This is a genomic window from Erysipelothrix amsterdamensis (genome assembly GCF_940143175.1).
In the GTDB taxonomy this organism is placed as follows: Bacteria; Bacillota_I; Bacilli_A; order Erysipelotrichales; family Erysipelotrichaceae; genus Erysipelothrix; species Erysipelothrix amsterdamensis.
The window spans coordinates 658,537-673,108 of record NZ_OW659496.1; the positions used below are offsets into that span (position 1 = coordinate 658,537).

Here is a 14,572-nt window from a genome sequence, read left to right on the forward strand (position 1 = left end):
GATGATTAGTGCAAAGTTAGTTAAAGAACTTCGTGATCTTACTGGAGCTGGAATGATGGACTGTAAGAAAGCTCTTGAAGCTACTGAAGGCGATATCCAAGCTTCAGTTGACTGGTTACGAGAAAAAGGTATTTCAAATGCTCAGAAGAAATCAGGTCGTATTGCTGCTGAAGGAACAACAAAGGTTACTGTTAAGGGAAACCGCGGTATTGTTATCGAAGTAAACTCAGAAACAGACTTTGTTGCTAAGAATGTTCAATTCGTAGAACTCGTTGATACATTAAGCAACGTACTTCTTGAAGCTAATCCTGCAGATTTAGATGCAGCTTTAGCAGTTGATGTTAATGGACAAACAGTATCTGACTTAGTTGTTGCTGCAACAGCTACAATCGGAGAAAAAATTACATTACGTCGATTTGCAATCGTTGAAAAATCAGATGATGAAGTATTCGGTGAATACATGCATATGGGTGGAAAAATTTCAGCATTAGCAGTTCTTAAGAACGCTGATGAAGAATTAGCAAAAGACATGGCAATGCAAATTGCTTCAATGTCACCACAATATGTGTCACAAGCTGAAATTCCTTCAGAAATCATTGATCACGAAACAAACATTCAAGTTGAAATCGTTAAAAATGACGAATCACTTTCAAACAAACCAGAACAAGTAGTTGAAGGAATCATTAAGGGACGTGTAAGCAAATCTATGCAAGACATCTCTTTAGTTGACCAAATTTTCTTTAAAGATGGTAAAGCTAAGGTTTCACAAGTACTTAAATCAGCAAATGCAAACGTTGAATCATTCATTCGTTTCGCAGTTGGTGAAGGTATTGAAAAACGCGAAGAAGATTTCGCAGCTGAAGTTGCAAAAGCAGCTCAAGTTTAATTTATGATATAAGGACACAGTCACTGTGTCCTTTTTGAAAGGACGTGCAACATGTATAAACGCGTATTGTTAAAATTAAGCGGTGAAGCTCTATCAATAGATGGAGAAATTTTTGATCCGGTCGTTCTCGATGATTTATCAGAACAAATTAAAACAATTGTCAATGATGGTGTCGAAGTTGCTATCGTTGTCGGAGGAGGAAACTTTGTTAGAGGTCGAATGGCTGAAGAATTAGGCATCGATCGCATGCAAGTTGACTACATGGGAATGTTGGGCACAGTAATTAACGCTTTAGCAATCCAAGGAGCTTTAGAACGTAACGGTGTTGAAACACGCGTTCAAACAGCGATTGATATGACTAAGGTTGCAGAACCCTTTATTCCACGTCGTGCAATCCGTCACTTAGAAAAAGGACGTGTTGTTGTATTTGGTGCGGGTACAGGATCTGCATATTTTTCAACGGATACTACTGCAGCACTTCGCGCATCAGAAATTAAAGCCGATGTAATCTTAATGGCTAAAAATGGTGTTGATGGTGTTTATAATTCTGATCCAAGAATTAATCCGGATGCCTTAAAATATGATAGTTTATCCTATATGGATGTTATTCAAGAAGAACTTGCCGTTATGGATACAACTGCAACGTCAATGTGTATGGATAACGATATTGATTTAATTGTATTTAATATGAATGAAAAAAATAATATAATAAAAGCAGTAAAAGGTGAAGCAGTAGCAACACGCGTATCTAAGGGAGGAAAATAAAGATGCAATCAATCATTAACGATGGTCGTCTTTTAATGGACGAAGTAATTGAAAACTTTGAGACACGCTTAGGTGGTTTACGTTCAGGACGTGCCAATGTGTCAATGTTATATGGAGTGTCAATTGACTATTATGGTTCAGCAACACCCATTGAACAAATTGCTCAAATTTCTGTAGTAGAAGGACGTCAATTGGTAATCAAGCCATTTGATCCATCTGCACTTAAAGAAATTGAACATACAATCAACAACGGTAACCTCGGGTTATTAGCACAAAATGATGGTACGGTAGTACGTATCAATGTGCCTCAATTAACAGAAGAAACACGTAAAGAAGTTTCAAAACAAGTAGGATCTTTAGCGGAAGATGCTAAAGTAGCTGCACGTAATGTTCGCCGTGATTTAAATGATGAAATCAAGAATCTTGAAGATCTTCCAGAAGATCAAGAGAAACGTCTTCTTGATGATGTACAAAAACTTACAGACGATATTACAAAGAAAATTGATGCGATTTCTAAAGACAAAGTTAAGGAAATCATGACAATTTAATTATGAATAGCCTAAAACATGTGGCCATCATTATGGATGGTAACGGACGTTGGGCAACAAAGCAAAAGAAAGAACGTACATTCGGTCACTACTACGGTAGTGAGAATGTACGTGATATTGCTTTGGAAGCCTTAGATTTGGGTGTTGAGGTCATTACATTGTATGCATTTTCGACTGAAAACTGGAAACGTCCTCAAAAAGAGATTGATTATCTCATGAAATTACCTGCTGTGTTTTTTGAAAAGTTCTTAAATGAATTGATGGAAAAAGGTATTCAAATCCGAACCATTGGTGATTTAACGAAAATTCCAGCACGCACGCGCAAGGTAATGGATAATGCGGTTGAACGCACAAAAGATAACAATAAACTCATTCTTAATTTCGCATTGAATTATGGCTCACGGGATGAAATCGTACGTGCTGCGCAATCAATAGTGGATGATGGAATCGAGACTGTAACGGAAACAGTTTTTGAATCGTATTTAGATACATTTGGATTACCACCTGTTGATCTTTTAATTCGCACAGGCGGCGATCGCCGACTTTCGAATTACTTATTGTGGCAATTAGCGTATGCGGAACTTCTCTTTGTAGATGTTCAATGGCCAGAGTTTGATCGTCCAATGTTTAAGTCGTGTGTAGAGGATTTCAATCAACGAAATCGTAGATTTGGAGGACTTTAGTATGAAAGAGCGCATAACCACTGCCATTGTATTAGTCGCTGTTTTTAGTGCAGCTTTATTTGCAGGGAACGGGGCTCTTTTTACTTTAATAATGGGTTTAATCCTGTTGGGAGCTTATGAAATATATCTTCTCAATAAAGAGCGTTTAAAACCGATTATAGTCCCAGTCATCATTGCATTTACCATTACAGGTGGCTTAATTCTACCTGAGTATATACCTTCATTTACAGCAGTATTGATCATGACACTCTTTGCATTGACCGTATTCTTTGACTGGTATACTTTCGATAATGTTTCGTATATGTTTATCTTAATTATGATGTTAGTGCTTGCAGTACAAGCGGTGACGGTCGTTTTAGAGTATGACAAACTTGTGTTTATTTATGTTCTCCTTGCAACCTACTTAACGGATACCTTTGCGTATTTTGGAGGAATGATGTTTGGGAAACATAAGCTGATTGAACGTATTTCGCCTAAGAAAACAATTGAGGGTGAAGTCATTGGTTATACGATGTCAGCACTTCTATCCTTTATCTTTGGATCAATGTTCATCATTAATTATGTACCACTTAACGTAATCATCGTGGGTTCACTTATTATTCCTTTTATCGGGCAAATTGGTGATTTAGCATTCAGTTCAATCAAACGTCATTTTAATGTGAAAGATTTTGGTTATATATTCCCGGGTCATGGTGGGGTGTTAGACCGTGTTGATAGTGTTATTTTTGCACTCTTAACATTTAATATTATACTTACAATCTTTATATAGGAGGTTTGCATGCAAATATTACTCAATATATTTTATTTTGTTTTAGTTATGGGATTGATTGTATTCATTCATGAATTAGGTCATCTTATGGCTGCAAAGGTTTTTGGTGTTTATTGTAACGAGTTTGCAATCGGCATGGGACCTAAAATTTTCGAATATAAAAAAGAAGGTTGGGAGACAAGTTTCTCAATTCGAGCATTACCTTTAGGAGGATTTGTGTCGATGGCAGGAGAGCCTGGTGAAGGTGATTTTGGTGTCGATCGTGAACGTACCATTGTTGGTATCAAACCTTGGAAGCGTCTTATTGTTATGCTTGCAGGTATTTTTATGAATTTAGTCTTAGCTTTTGTGATTTTCACAGGACTTTCGATGCATCTTGGTACAGTTGATGCACCAAAACCAATTGTAGCTGGGATCGCAGAAGGTTCTCCAGCAGAAAAAGCAGGATTGCGCATCAACGATGAAATTATCAAACTTACTTTTGATGATGGTAAAGTTGTGAAGCCTCATGATTTTAATCAATTGGTTACAAGCATCATGGTCTATGAAGATCACGAAGTGACTGTTACGGTGATGCGTGATGGTAATGAAGTAGATACAAAACTTAAACCAGAGTTTAATAAAGAAGAAGAACGTTATCTCATTGGTGTGCAGGCAATCAGTGGTGAACATCGTGATTTGAATTTCTTTGAATCACTTGGCATGGGATTTACGATGCTGGGCACGATAATCCAACAACTTGGTTTTGTTTTAAGTCGTCTTGTGCATGGTGTTGGTCTTAATTCTGTGGGTGGACCAATTGGTATCTATCAAGTCACATCACAGATTTCGAGCCAAGGATTTATATTCTTCTTGAGTTTGATTGCGCAATTGTCTGTGAGTTTAGCGGTGATCAATCTTGTTCCGATTCCAGTAATGGATGGTGGACGTGCACTGCTAACACTTATCGAGATGATTATTCGAAGACCGATTCCAGAAAAAATTGAAAACGGAATTATGTCAATTGGAGTTGCAATGATTATGGCACTCTTTGTATTTATCATGTTTAATGATATTCGAAAACTAATTGGCTAATCCCAAGTGTATTTAAGTTAAAAAAAGGCAATAGCCTTTTTTTATGTTATAATGGTCAAAAGGAGTATTTTATGGCGTATAAAATTGAAAAACTTTCATTAGATAAAATGTGGCTGGCTACTATGGAGATTACGGTACCTGATTATTCACGTAATCTATACCTAAAAGCAATTGATTCATTACGTAATGAATTGATTCGTCTTAATGTTGAATTAACAGAGCCAGAATATAACTATACAGTCGCATATGATTCAGAAGATCGTATCGAACTTGTTGATGTTAAGCTTTTCATTGCTGTGAAAGAACCGATTGAAGACCTTGGACCGATTAAATTTGTTCAAGAGAAACCCGATGAGTTGATACGTATTGTTGCGGATTCATTTGTGGATGTTCATACGGGAATTGCAGAATGGATGCATGAGCATGATTATGTCGCGGATGGCGATATGAGACGTGTCGTGGATGCACAACAAGAATATGTATTTGATTGCCCATACAAAAGAGCAGACGATTAATCTGCTCTTTTTTTATGCCATAAAGAATACGATTGCGACAAAGTGTGCGACGGATGCGAAATTAATAAACAAATGCCAGATAAAATGGTAATACTGTTTATCTTTCTGCATATAAAACCATGCACCAATACTATACAGAAGACCACCAAGAACGATAAGTCCTAAAAATAGTGGCGATGTATTTTTTAATAGACGGGGAATAAGTACAACGGCCGTCCAACCCATTACAAGATAAATTCCAACGGTGATTGATGGTTTCGCATTTTTAGCTAAAGCTTTATAAAGAATTCCCAGGACAACCATTAACCATTGGATTAATACAATAGCGATTCCAAAGCTGCCACCGATTGCATAGAGGGCAATGGGTGTGTAACTCCCCGCGATTGCTACAAAAATAAAACTGTGATCAAGAAATCTAAAGATATACTTATGATTTGAGCCGTATTCCATTGAATGATAAAGTGTTGATCCTAAAAACATAAAAAATAAAGAGATTACAAATACGGCTTCTCCAGTAGCGAGCAAAGCACCACCATCTTTGTATGCATGAATGGAAACATAGGGAAGGCTAATGAGGAGCGCTAGAGCCATGATTCCGTGAGAAACACAGTTTAAAATCTCTTCTTTAAAAGAAAGTTTGACCATGTGCTTCATTGAGTTTTCGTTTGTCATAATTACCTCCTAGATTTATTCTACACTATCCACATATGAACTAACAGTATATTTATGCATGTCGGTATGTGAAATATTGTTCATGATTCAGTCGTTGAATTGTGATTGTGAGGGAATTATGGTATATTTTACACTAGAGGCGGTGGGTGAATATGAAGCTTTCTCAACTTAAAAAGAGACTTTTAAAACTAATAATTTGTGCTGTTATTTTAGGAATTGTAGTTGTAAATTCAAATGCATCAATCCATGCTGACCAGAAGGGTCTGGAAGGTTTTACACAAGTACTTGATCCGGAAATAGAACAACTTCGTGACGAAGAGGACTTGGGGGAATTAGATTTGAATGAAAATCCAGAGGTCCCATCACTTGGAGGCGAGGATAATGAAACGGTAACCGTGTTAAATCAAATGCGGAGTTTTTCTGCTGGAGCACGTGCACAACGCACTGAGGGTATAATTGAACCGAATGGATCTGGGAAATCGACCATTCTCCTTTACAATAAATCAACAGGAGAAGCAGCGCGTACGTATATTTCCGATGGTGTGCTTTACAGTGGTGTCTTTCCTTTCTATAAAAAAGAAAACAATCGCTACCAAATTCAAATCGCAGGGGCAGTAGGTTGGGTTAACGCATCAAACTTTAGAGAATATAGTTTTGCGGAAGCTAAATCGATGAATATGTATAAAGTGAACAGTGATAATGAACTGGTTCACTATATCAGTCGGGGTGCAAACCAAACGAAAGCTGCAACCATTTTATTAGGACCCGCACCAAGTTATTTACGCCAAGGTGTTAACTACTATTCCGCAGATGGTCATTACTTTTATACAAATCTAAAAACCATGGTTGCGGATTTAAAACTAAATAAAAATGCAGGGGCATTGAATTCAACAAACCCATGGTATAACTACTACCAATTTTTATCCAACCGCGCAAAATCAGCTGTTACCGCTCAAGATATTAATAAATATCTAGCACGTAAAGGGTATACAGCGGCACCTTCACCAAAAGTTACAGAAGTAGAAAATTTAAAACCGAATGAGTCCTTACTCGTCGGATCGGAAAGTCATTTCATAAATGAAGGAAAGAAATATGGTATTAACCCACTCATTACATTTGGAACTGCCGTTAATGAATCGGGATGGGGTCGTAGTAATATTGCATTAAAAGATAAAAACATATTTGGGCATGAAGCTTATGACTCATCACCAGAATCCGCAACGGTCTATGAAAGTGTTGGAATGTCCATCTCAAATCATATGACTCATTTTCTGAATTGGCATTATATGGATGTTACTGAAGCGAACTACTTTGGTGGATACCTCGGAGATAAACAAAGTGGAATTAATGTTAAGTATTCATCGGATCCTTTTTGGGGTGAAAAAGCAGCAGAGTATTTCTATATTATGGATTGGTATATGGGTATGAAAGATTACAAACAATATACCATTGGTTTAGTTACATCCAGTGGATCCCCGTCGGTTTATAAAGAAGCAAATGGTAGTTCTGCTTCGATTTACAAATTAAACGTTACAGGACAACATGTATTAATTCTTGATGAGATTAAGAAGGGTTCAGAGGTGTGGTATAAAATCGCTGCGGATCCATTATTAACATCGAATCGCGATTTAATGCCTTGGGATACAACGACAAGACCTTTTAAGACACCCTATAATGAAAATCATAACTATGGGTATGTAAAGGGTAGTGAAGTGAAGACAGTTGCTGGGAAATTGCATAAAGAAACAAATATGAAACGCGGGGATGTTAATGGAGATGGAAAAATATCGCTAATTGATCTTGCGATGGTAAAAAGTCATTTATTAGGAAATTCAAAACTTAGTGGTGACAGTTTTGCAAGAGCAGATGTTAATGGTGATGGTAAGCTTTCGTTATTAGATTTAGCGATGATTAAAAGTCATTTATTAGGAAACAGTAACTTAAACTAGAGGTGAATCATGAAGAAAATTATTAAAATAGTTGTTGTGGGGCTCATGACGGTCCTCTTATTACCGTTCAATATGAATACAGTTCATGCAGCAAGTGGGAGTATTTCAGTTTCGGGTCCTTCATCACTTGCTCCCGGGGAAACAGGGTATTATACATTAACATTCAATGCGTCCGAGACTGCATATTTTTCATATAGTACGTCAGTTTCAAATGGTAGTGCCGGTGGCGCGACATCGAGTGGCGCCTATGGTAGTGGTGAAAGCAAAACGGAGAGTGCTAACATCTCAGTAACGGCTGGATCAAGTGGTACTGTGGTAATTTCAGTTTCGGGAACTGCGGCGACTACGTCAGGAAGTAATTCTGAATTTTCAATCGGAGGATCTAAAGAAGTATCGATTGTTGCACCTTCAAGTGGTGGATCTTCTTCAGGAAATGGTGGGTCTTCAGGTGGATCTTCAGGTGGATCTTCAGGCGGCTCAAACCAAGGTGGTTCCGAAGCACCGTCCAAAACACCGGAGGAACTTCAAGCTGAAGCGGAACAAGCAGAGAAAGAACGTAAAGAAGAAATTGCGAAATCGCTCTTAGTAGAATCGATTGATATCGTATCCAGTGATACGAAACTATATGGTGAAACTCTTAAAACCATTAAAATCGAAGAGGGTAAAACTGAATATGAATATACGCTTCCAAAGCGTGTTAATAAATTCCTTTTAGATGTCGCTTCAACATCAGGTGATGTAACACTCACCTATGATAAAGAGTACGAATTTAAAGAAGATGTTAAAGAACATGTTATTACGATTCGTGGTGCTCAAGAGGATGTTGTGAAAGAGTATAAACTTACTTTGAAACAAAATTTAGATGAACCTACTGTTGTTAAGATGGAGGATCAAGACGTAACGGTTTATGAAGATGAACTGCTGGATCGATACATGGATAAAATCGGATTAAAAAAAACGGAGATTAAAATTGGTGACCAAAAGATCAACGGTTTTGGTAACGACAATCTTAAAGCAATGTTAACTCTTGTAGATGGGGAAGCATCATGGCGATTATTCAACAAAGATGATGAGTTTTTAGGCGATGCGGTGATGATGCTACAATCTGAAAAAGAACCATTCTTTATCCATTCAACTACAAACGGTAGGGACCATGAAAAGGTTAACAAAGCAACTTATGTGGATCACACACTTGAATTGGATAAGAAAATCCTTGAAATTGATCCAGATTTGAAATTTAAAGAAACATATAAAGCATGGGATTTAGAAAATGAATCGCAGTTGATTTATGGAGTAAATGCCAAAGGGAAGCAAGGTTTTTATAATCTTGATACTGAAAAAAATATCGAGTGGTCTATTGTAGGCTTTGATCATGTCGATAATGCGTATGTTACTGCGACTTGGGGACTTTCTGGCGCCTTAGCAGTTGTGTCGAGCGGACTCATCGCAAGTATTTTAGAGCGTAAAGGTTTGCTTAAATTTAAGAAAAAATAACTGAAGCAATTCAGTTTTTTTTATATCATTATTCTAGAAGTCGGTCCTGATTGGTAAGAAGATTGATTTCTAGATAATTCCAGTGGAATGTCCGCCGTTTTCTTTGTAATTATGGTAAAATAATGATTGAGGTGTGAACATGAAAAATAGAGTTAAAGCATTTTCCACAAATGTATTTTTGATTTTCCTAATCGTTTTGACAATCTATATCGGCTATGTAGGATTTATTGGTGGACCTCGCCGTGCTTATGAACGTGAAGACCAATTGCATGTGGAAGCAATGATGAAATTAAAAGGATATCAAGAGGCTCGTCTATTGAGTCGTTTTTCGCTTGATCAAGTCTATTACATAACCGAAATTAAAGAAGAATCAGGATCTAAAATTGTATGGTTTAATAAGGCTTTAGATGCTTTTGGTGAACATGATATGGTCACTTATGAGCCCGTTTATGATCTGGCTGAGTCTTTGGACATTTCAAATCGTAAGATTCGCTTTGGTGTGTATGATGACAAACTTGTATACGTATTAAAAACTAAAAATAAAGAAGTATTTGTAGATGTGGATGATTTATCGGTTGTATTTGAATTGGAGGACTTTTAATTATGTGGTGGAATAAAGCTTACATTAATCGTAGGGACTGGATTTTAGAAAATTTGGGATCGATGAAATTGAGTCCAACACAAACATTAGTGTTGTTGATGATTGATTTCTTGAATCAACAAGGCGTTCCCATCACCTTAGAATTGTTGGCTGAACGTACGGCTGTAGAAAGTCATGTTGTTGATGAAACGATTCATGATTTGGTACGTCAAAACATCCTCGCAATTAAGGTATCGAAAGATGCACTTGAATTTAATCTCGATGGATTATTTCAAGATGGTGTACGTTATGAATATGTTAATGAAGGAATTTTTGAAGTGTTCGAATCGGAGTTTGGTCGACTTTTATCTCAAAATGAATTGATGACGTTGAATACATGGTTGTCAAAATATTCGGAAGCGGATATTTTAGATGGTCTACGTAATGCGGTCATTTATAAAAAAGTATCGATGCAATATATCAATGCGATTCTCGCGAATAAACAAAAAGAACGTCTGGGTTCACAATGACAGTAGCAGAAATTATCGAAATTTTAGATGCTGAGTTCCCAAATGCGAAAAGCGATTTAAATTATCGTAATCCCTTTGAATTGTTGATTGCTGTTACCTTATCGGCACAGACAACAGATGTTGCCGTCAACAAAGTTACACCTGCTCTTTTTGAAAGATATCCGACACCGTATAGTCTTTCGCAAGCAGATGTAAAAGATGTGGAATCATATTTAAAAACGATTGGATTGTATCGCAATAAGGCAAAATATATCGTGGCATGTGCGGCAATGCTTGTTGATGATTTTGAAGGTGAAGTGCCGAGAACACGTACTCAACTGATGAAATTGCCAGGAGTTGGTCGTAAAACAGCGAATGTTGTATTAGCGGAAGGTTTCAAACTGCCAGCGATTGCTGTAGATACACATGTTGAGCGTGTCGCTAAGCGATTAAAACTCGCGAAACCAAATGATACAGTTGAGGATGTTGAACGTAAGTTAATGCGTAAAATACCACGTGAAGACTGGGCAAGGGCGCATCATCTACTCTTACTATTTGGTCGTTATCACAGTACAGCACGTAATGAGCGTGATGCATTTGAATTATTAGAAGAATTAAAGGAGAAACATCAACGATGAAAGATTTAAAAACAGATATCATAGCAAATTGGGTAAAAGGTTCTGTATTGGGTTCTACACAAGTTCAAGGTGTAAAGGTTGATTCACGAGCTGTTGAAGCCGGTGATTTATTTGTGTGTCTTAAAGGGGCGCGCGTGGATGGTCATGATTATATCGAAGATGTGATCGGTAAAGGTGCAGTCGCAGTTCTAGTTGATCACAAAATCGATAACCTTGATGTATGTCAAATAATCGTTGACGATACCATGGCAGCATTACAATTGTTTGCTAAAGCATACCGTGACACACTAAATGCTACATTTATAGGAATTACAGGTAGTAATGGAAAAACGTCAACCAAAGATATACTCTTTAGTATTCTAAGTAGAGTTGGGAATTCTATTGCAACTTACAAAAATCAAAATACAGAAATTGGAACGTATCTTAACCTCTTTCGTATGAATGACGATACAGAGTTTGGTATTTTTGAAATGGGTCTTGATTATGTGGGAGATGTTGCGGTAATGGCGGAGTGTATTCGTCCGGATTCAGGCCTAGTGATGAGTTTGGCACCCGCACATATGATGAATTTTGATAGTATCGAACATATTGCTTCAGAAAAAATGAGAATTTTTGATTTTGTAACACACAAAGATTTATCCTTTTATCAGGGTGACTTTGAACAATACCGTAGTATTAGTCATGGTGAGCATACCTTTGGTTTTAATGAGGATAATGAATGGGTTGTATCGGATGTTTCTTCAAATAATCACGGAATTTCATTCAAGCTTGATGGTGTTGCGTATTCAAGCAATCTTTTAGGAAATCATCAAGCAAGTAATTGTGCCGGTGTGATTGCCTTATTGAGTAAGCTTGGTATTGATGATGCTGTGATTCGTGAGGGTTTAAATCATGTAGCATTAACGTCTCTACGAACAGAACTTGTTGAAAAGGGAAATGCTTTGGTGTTACTGGATGCCTATAAGTCCAATCCAATTAGTGCTAAGTATGCGCTCGATTTACTGGCTCATTATGAATATGATGGCGACCGTGTAGCGATTTTAAGCGACATGGTAGAGTTAGGTCCTGAGAGTCATAAGGCACATCTTGAGGTTTTAGATTGCATTCAAGATTTAAACATTAAGATGGTTCATACATTAGGGCCGGAGTTTAAGAAAGCACTATCCGATAGTAGACTGGATGCGTTACGTTTTACGAATGATGACACATTTGAGGCATTTGTAGAGCGTGTTACACCATGTTTTGATGAACATGCGATGATATTAATTAAAGGATCACGTTCGTATCAACTCGAACGATTAATGGAAGAGGTAAAGTAGATGAATAAGTTACAAGTGGCATTAGTTTTTGGCTCGATTAATAGCGAACATGATATTTCTGTTGCAAGTGCAGCCTCCGTTTTAGAACATTTTCCAAAGGAAAAATTTGATTGTGTACCCTTATACATCGGTAAAGATGGAAAATGGTATACTGGAAATTATACTTTAGATATGATGCAATCCAATAAACTGGAAGGACATCGAGAACTCTATTTACAATTCAATTATGATCGTCCGGGATTTATTTATGCAGATGATCAAAGTTTACTTCCTGTGGACGTCGCATTTTTAATGTTACATGGACGTATGGGAGAAGGTGGACAAGTCCAAGGGCTTCTTAAATGTGCAAATATCCCATTTACTGGATGTGATGTTCTATCTTCCGCATTATGTATGGATAAAGGGTTTACGCATATTATCTGTGAAGCAGCAGGAATTGATATGGCAGCTTACCAACTCATTACTCATATTAATGATATTGATTTTGAAAAAGTTGAATATCCTTGTATTGTGAAACCAAGTCGAGAAGGATCTTCATTTGGTGTGAGTTACGTACGTAATTATGATGAACTCTTAAATGCATGTTTGTTTGCTTTTGAGTTTGATTCAAGGGTTTTAATTGAAGCATACATCAAAGGAACGGAAGTCGGTCTAGGTATTCTTAAAACCGATCAAGAGCTTATTGTAAGTGAAGTGGATCAAGTGAATGTTTCAGGAGAAGTGTTTGATTTCCAAGAGAAGTACCATCCACACGCTACAGAGACATTGCCTGTTTCCACATTCCCAGAATCTGTACGCAAAGAAGTTAAACGACTGGGTGAACTTGCATTTAATGTTCTTGATTGTGCGCAGTTTTCACGTCTTGATTTCTTTGTGACTGAAGATCATCGTATCTTCTTAAACGAAGTCAATACAATTCCAGGGTTTACAAGTTCATCACGTTACCCAGGTATGTTGAATCGTGCGGGTGTAAGTTACCCTGAATTGATTACAAAAATGATTGAGGATTTACTATGATTAATAACTGTACTGTATTTGTAGATGAACAAAGAATTTTAAATAACACTTTAAAATTACGTGAGATTATCAAACCTGAGACGAAGATTATCGCGGTAATTAAAGCGAATGGATATGGTTGTGGTCTCGTAGAGGTTGCACATACCTGTGAAAAAATGAAGATTGATGTCCTTGCGGTACTTAATATCGAACAAGCGCGTGATTTAAGAAAGCACGGTATCACAACACCAATTTTACTTTTGGGTGCCACTTTAGAATCAAACTTTAAATATTTAATCGAATATGATTTAATGCAAGTTATCATTAATCACGATTATGCTTTAAAATTAAACCAATTCGGACTTGATCACGCTGTTAAAGTTAAGACACACGTGAAAGTTGATACAGGTCTTCATCGTTTGGGCATGGAAGATTATGATGAAATTAAATCTTGCTATGGCCTTGAGGGACTAGAAGTTTGTGGAATTTACAGTCATTTTGTGGAAGCGCAATCTTATGAAGGGGATGCGGTTGCGTTTTCTATGTTACAACTTGATCGTTATAAAGCAGTGATCGATAAACTTCGTCACGATGGTATTGATCCTAAAATGACGCATATTCAAAACAGTCCTTCAATTCTTAATTTTGGAGATTTAGGTTTTGATGCAGTACGCTGCGGTATGATTATGTTTGGTCTTTATCATCCTTCTCAACTTGAGATGTCTTTAAATGATGGGTATGAGCCCGTCTTATCCTTTGAATCACGCGTTTGTATGGTGCGTGAGCTTAAAAAAGGGGAATTTGTAGGTTATGGTCGAACATTCCAAGCAGAACACGACATGATGCTTGCAACGGTCTCTGCGGGCTATTGCGATGGTGTGATGAAGTCGTTGTCACTTAATGGTGGTCATGTTGTCATTAATGATACGCTATGTCCTATTGTTGGAGATATTGCGATGTCCCAATTTATGGTTGATGTCACGGGGGTTCCGTGCAACCTTGAAGATCGTGTTATTCTCTTTGGTCATGAAAAACAAACTATTTATGATTACATTGGGATCACAGGTCAATCCATCAATGAGTTGATCAGTCATATTCTTTATGACATTCCTCGCATTTACATTCATCAAATCGAATCGAAATAAAAAGAGCACCTCAATTGTTGGGGTGCTTTT

General features: G+C 37.2%; 16 protein-coding genes. 15 read left to right on the plus strand and 1 reads right to left on the minus strand.

The window, feature by feature from the left end; genetic code table 11:
• Position 1 precedes the first annotated feature (1 nt).
• The 7 genes from tsf to NMG63_RS03175 all read left to right on the plus strand — a co-directional run bounded on the left by tsf (position 2) and on the right by NMG63_RS03175 (position 5,240).
• The gene (gene tsf / locus NMG63_RS03145) at positions 2–886 is read left to right on the plus strand and encodes a translation elongation factor Ts (protein WP_003773259.1); all 885 of its coding nucleotides are present in this window, start codon (positions 2–4) and stop codon (positions 884–886) included.
• A gap of 51 nt (positions 887–937) precedes the next feature.
• Positions 938–1,651 (plus strand): UMP kinase, encoded by a 714-nt coding sequence (pyrH, locus tag NMG63_RS03150; protein ID WP_254006299.1) that lies wholly within the window; start codon positions 938–940, stop codon positions 1,649–1,651.
• 2 nt (positions 1,652–1,653) lie between these two features.
• Complete coding sequence (gene frr / locus NMG63_RS03155) at positions 1,654–2,199, plus strand: ribosome recycling factor (protein WP_003773261.1); 546 nt, start codon at positions 1,654–1,656, stop codon at positions 2,197–2,199.
• Between the two features lie 2 nt (positions 2,200–2,201).
• On the plus strand, positions 2,202–2,882 hold the full coding sequence (gene uppS, locus NMG63_RS03160) for an undecaprenyl pyrophosphate synthase (RefSeq protein ID WP_003773262.1): 681 nt from the start codon (positions 2,202–2,204) through the stop codon (positions 2,880–2,882).
• Position 2,883: 1 nt separating this feature from the next.
• Positions 2,884–3,651, plus strand: coding sequence for a phosphatidate cytidylyltransferase (locus tag NMG63_RS03165; RefSeq protein ID WP_254007567.1), 768 nt, complete (start codon positions 2,884–2,886; stop codon positions 3,649–3,651).
• 9 nt (positions 3,652–3,660) lie between these two features.
• Entirely contained in the window at positions 3,661–4,725 is a 1,065-nt protein-coding gene (locus NMG63_RS03170; RefSeq protein ID WP_238000176.1) for a M50 family metallopeptidase, read from the plus strand.
• Between the two features lie 71 nt (positions 4,726–4,796).
• Positions 4,797–5,240: a hypothetical protein gene (locus tag NMG63_RS03175; RefSeq protein WP_003773265.1), complete on the plus strand. Its 444-nt coding sequence runs from the start codon at positions 4,797–4,799 to the stop codon at positions 5,238–5,240.
• 12 nt (positions 5,241–5,252) lie between these two features.
• Here the strand turns inward: NMG63_RS03175 and trhA are convergent, their stop codons facing one another.
• On the minus strand, positions 5,253–5,912 hold the full coding sequence (gene trhA, locus NMG63_RS03180; protein ID WP_013852825.1) for a PAQR family membrane homeostasis protein TrhA: 660 nt from the start codon (positions 5,910–5,912) through the stop codon (positions 5,253–5,255).
• Positions 5,913–6,064: 152 nt separating this feature from the next.
• Here trhA and NMG63_RS03185 point away from each other — a divergent pair, with 152 nt between their 5' ends.
• From NMG63_RS03185 to alr, 8 genes are all read left to right on the plus strand, one after another.
• Positions 6,065–7,861 carry a dockerin type I domain-containing protein gene (locus tag NMG63_RS03185; protein ID WP_013852826.1) on the plus strand — a complete coding sequence of 599 codons (1,797 nt, stop codon included), beginning with the start codon at positions 6,065–6,067 and terminating at the stop codon, positions 7,859–7,861.
• Positions 7,862–7,870: 9 nt separating this feature from the next.
• A complete protein-coding gene (locus tag NMG63_RS03190; protein WP_238000178.1) occupies positions 7,871–9,355 on the plus strand; it encodes a hypothetical protein in 1,485 nt (494 codons plus the stop codon).
• 139 nt (positions 9,356–9,494) lie between these two features.
• Complete coding sequence (locus NMG63_RS03195; RefSeq protein ID WP_003773269.1) at positions 9,495–9,956, plus strand: hypothetical protein; 462 nt, start codon at positions 9,495–9,497, stop codon at positions 9,954–9,956.
• A gap of 2 nt (positions 9,957–9,958) precedes the next feature.
• Entirely contained in the window at positions 9,959–10,465 is a 507-nt protein-coding gene (locus tag NMG63_RS03200; RefSeq protein ID WP_003773270.1) for a DnaD domain-containing protein, read from the plus strand.
• A complete protein-coding gene (nth, locus tag NMG63_RS03205) occupies positions 10,462–11,082 on the plus strand; it encodes an endonuclease III (protein WP_013852828.1) in 621 nt (206 codons plus the stop codon). The genes NMG63_RS03200 and nth overlap by 4 nt, the downstream gene beginning before the upstream one ends.
• On the plus strand, positions 11,079–12,401 hold the full coding sequence (locus tag NMG63_RS03210) for a UDP-N-acetylmuramoyl-tripeptide--D-alanyl-D-alanine ligase (RefSeq protein ID WP_254006301.1): 1,323 nt from the start codon (positions 11,079–11,081) through the stop codon (positions 12,399–12,401). The genes nth and NMG63_RS03210 overlap by 4 nt, the downstream gene beginning before the upstream one ends.
• The gene (locus NMG63_RS03215) at positions 12,402–13,418 is read left to right on the plus strand and encodes a D-alanine--D-alanine ligase family protein (protein ID WP_013852830.1); all 1,017 of its coding nucleotides are present in this window, start codon (positions 12,402–12,404) and stop codon (positions 13,416–13,418) included.
• A complete protein-coding gene (gene alr / locus NMG63_RS03220) occupies positions 13,415–14,542 on the plus strand; it encodes an alanine racemase (protein ID WP_013852831.1) in 1,128 nt (375 codons plus the stop codon). Before NMG63_RS03215 ends, alr begins: the two co-directional genes overlap by 4 nt.
• Positions 14,543–14,572 lie beyond the last annotated feature (30 nt).

Excerpts from the sequence above, each read along its gene's own strand:
- NMG63_RS03185 (WP_013852826.1), top strand. The coding sequence starts at position 6,065 with ATGAAGCTTTCTCAACTTAAAAAGAGACTTTTAAAACTAATAATTTGT.
- NMG63_RS03200 (WP_003773270.1), top strand. The coding sequence starts at position 9,959 with ATGTGGTGGAATAAAGCTTACATTAATCGTAGGGACTGGATTTTAGAA.
- trhA (WP_013852825.1), bottom strand. The coding sequence starts at position 5,912 with ATGACAAACGAAAACTCAATGAAGCACATGGTCAAACTTTCTTTTAAA.
- NMG63_RS03210 (WP_254006301.1), top strand. The coding sequence starts at position 11,079 with ATGAAAGATTTAAAAACAGATATCATAGCAAATTGGGTAAAAGGTTCT.
- nth (WP_013852828.1), top strand. The coding sequence starts at position 10,462 with ATGACAGTAGCAGAAATTATCGAAATTTTAGATGCTGAGTTCCCAAAT.
- NMG63_RS03175 (WP_003773265.1), top strand. The coding sequence starts at position 4,797 with ATGGCGTATAAAATTGAAAAACTTTCATTAGATAAAATGTGGCTGGCT.
- frr (WP_003773261.1), top strand. The coding sequence starts at position 1,654 with ATGCAATCAATCATTAACGATGGTCGTCTTTTAATGGACGAAGTAATT.
- NMG63_RS03165 (WP_254007567.1), top strand. The coding sequence starts at position 2,884 with ATGAAAGAGCGCATAACCACTGCCATTGTATTAGTCGCTGTTTTTAGT.
- alr (WP_013852831.1), top strand. The coding sequence starts at position 13,415 with ATGATTAATAACTGTACTGTATTTGTAGATGAACAAAGAATTTTAAAT.
- uppS (WP_003773262.1), top strand. The coding sequence starts at position 2,202 with ATGAATAGCCTAAAACATGTGGCCATCATTATGGATGGTAACGGACGT.
- NMG63_RS03190 (WP_238000178.1), top strand. The coding sequence starts at position 7,871 with ATGAAGAAAATTATTAAAATAGTTGTTGTGGGGCTCATGACGGTCCTC.
- NMG63_RS03170 (WP_238000176.1), top strand. The coding sequence starts at position 3,661 with ATGCAAATATTACTCAATATATTTTATTTTGTTTTAGTTATGGGATTG.
- tsf (WP_003773259.1), top strand. The coding sequence starts at position 2 with ATGATTAGTGCAAAGTTAGTTAAAGAACTTCGTGATCTTACTGGAGCT.
- NMG63_RS03195 (WP_003773269.1), top strand. The coding sequence starts at position 9,495 with ATGAAAAATAGAGTTAAAGCATTTTCCACAAATGTATTTTTGATTTTC.
- NMG63_RS03215 (WP_013852830.1), top strand. The coding sequence starts at position 12,402 with ATGAATAAGTTACAAGTGGCATTAGTTTTTGGCTCGATTAATAGCGAA.
- pyrH (WP_254006299.1), top strand. The coding sequence starts at position 938 with ATGTATAAACGCGTATTGTTAAAATTAAGCGGTGAAGCTCTATCAATA.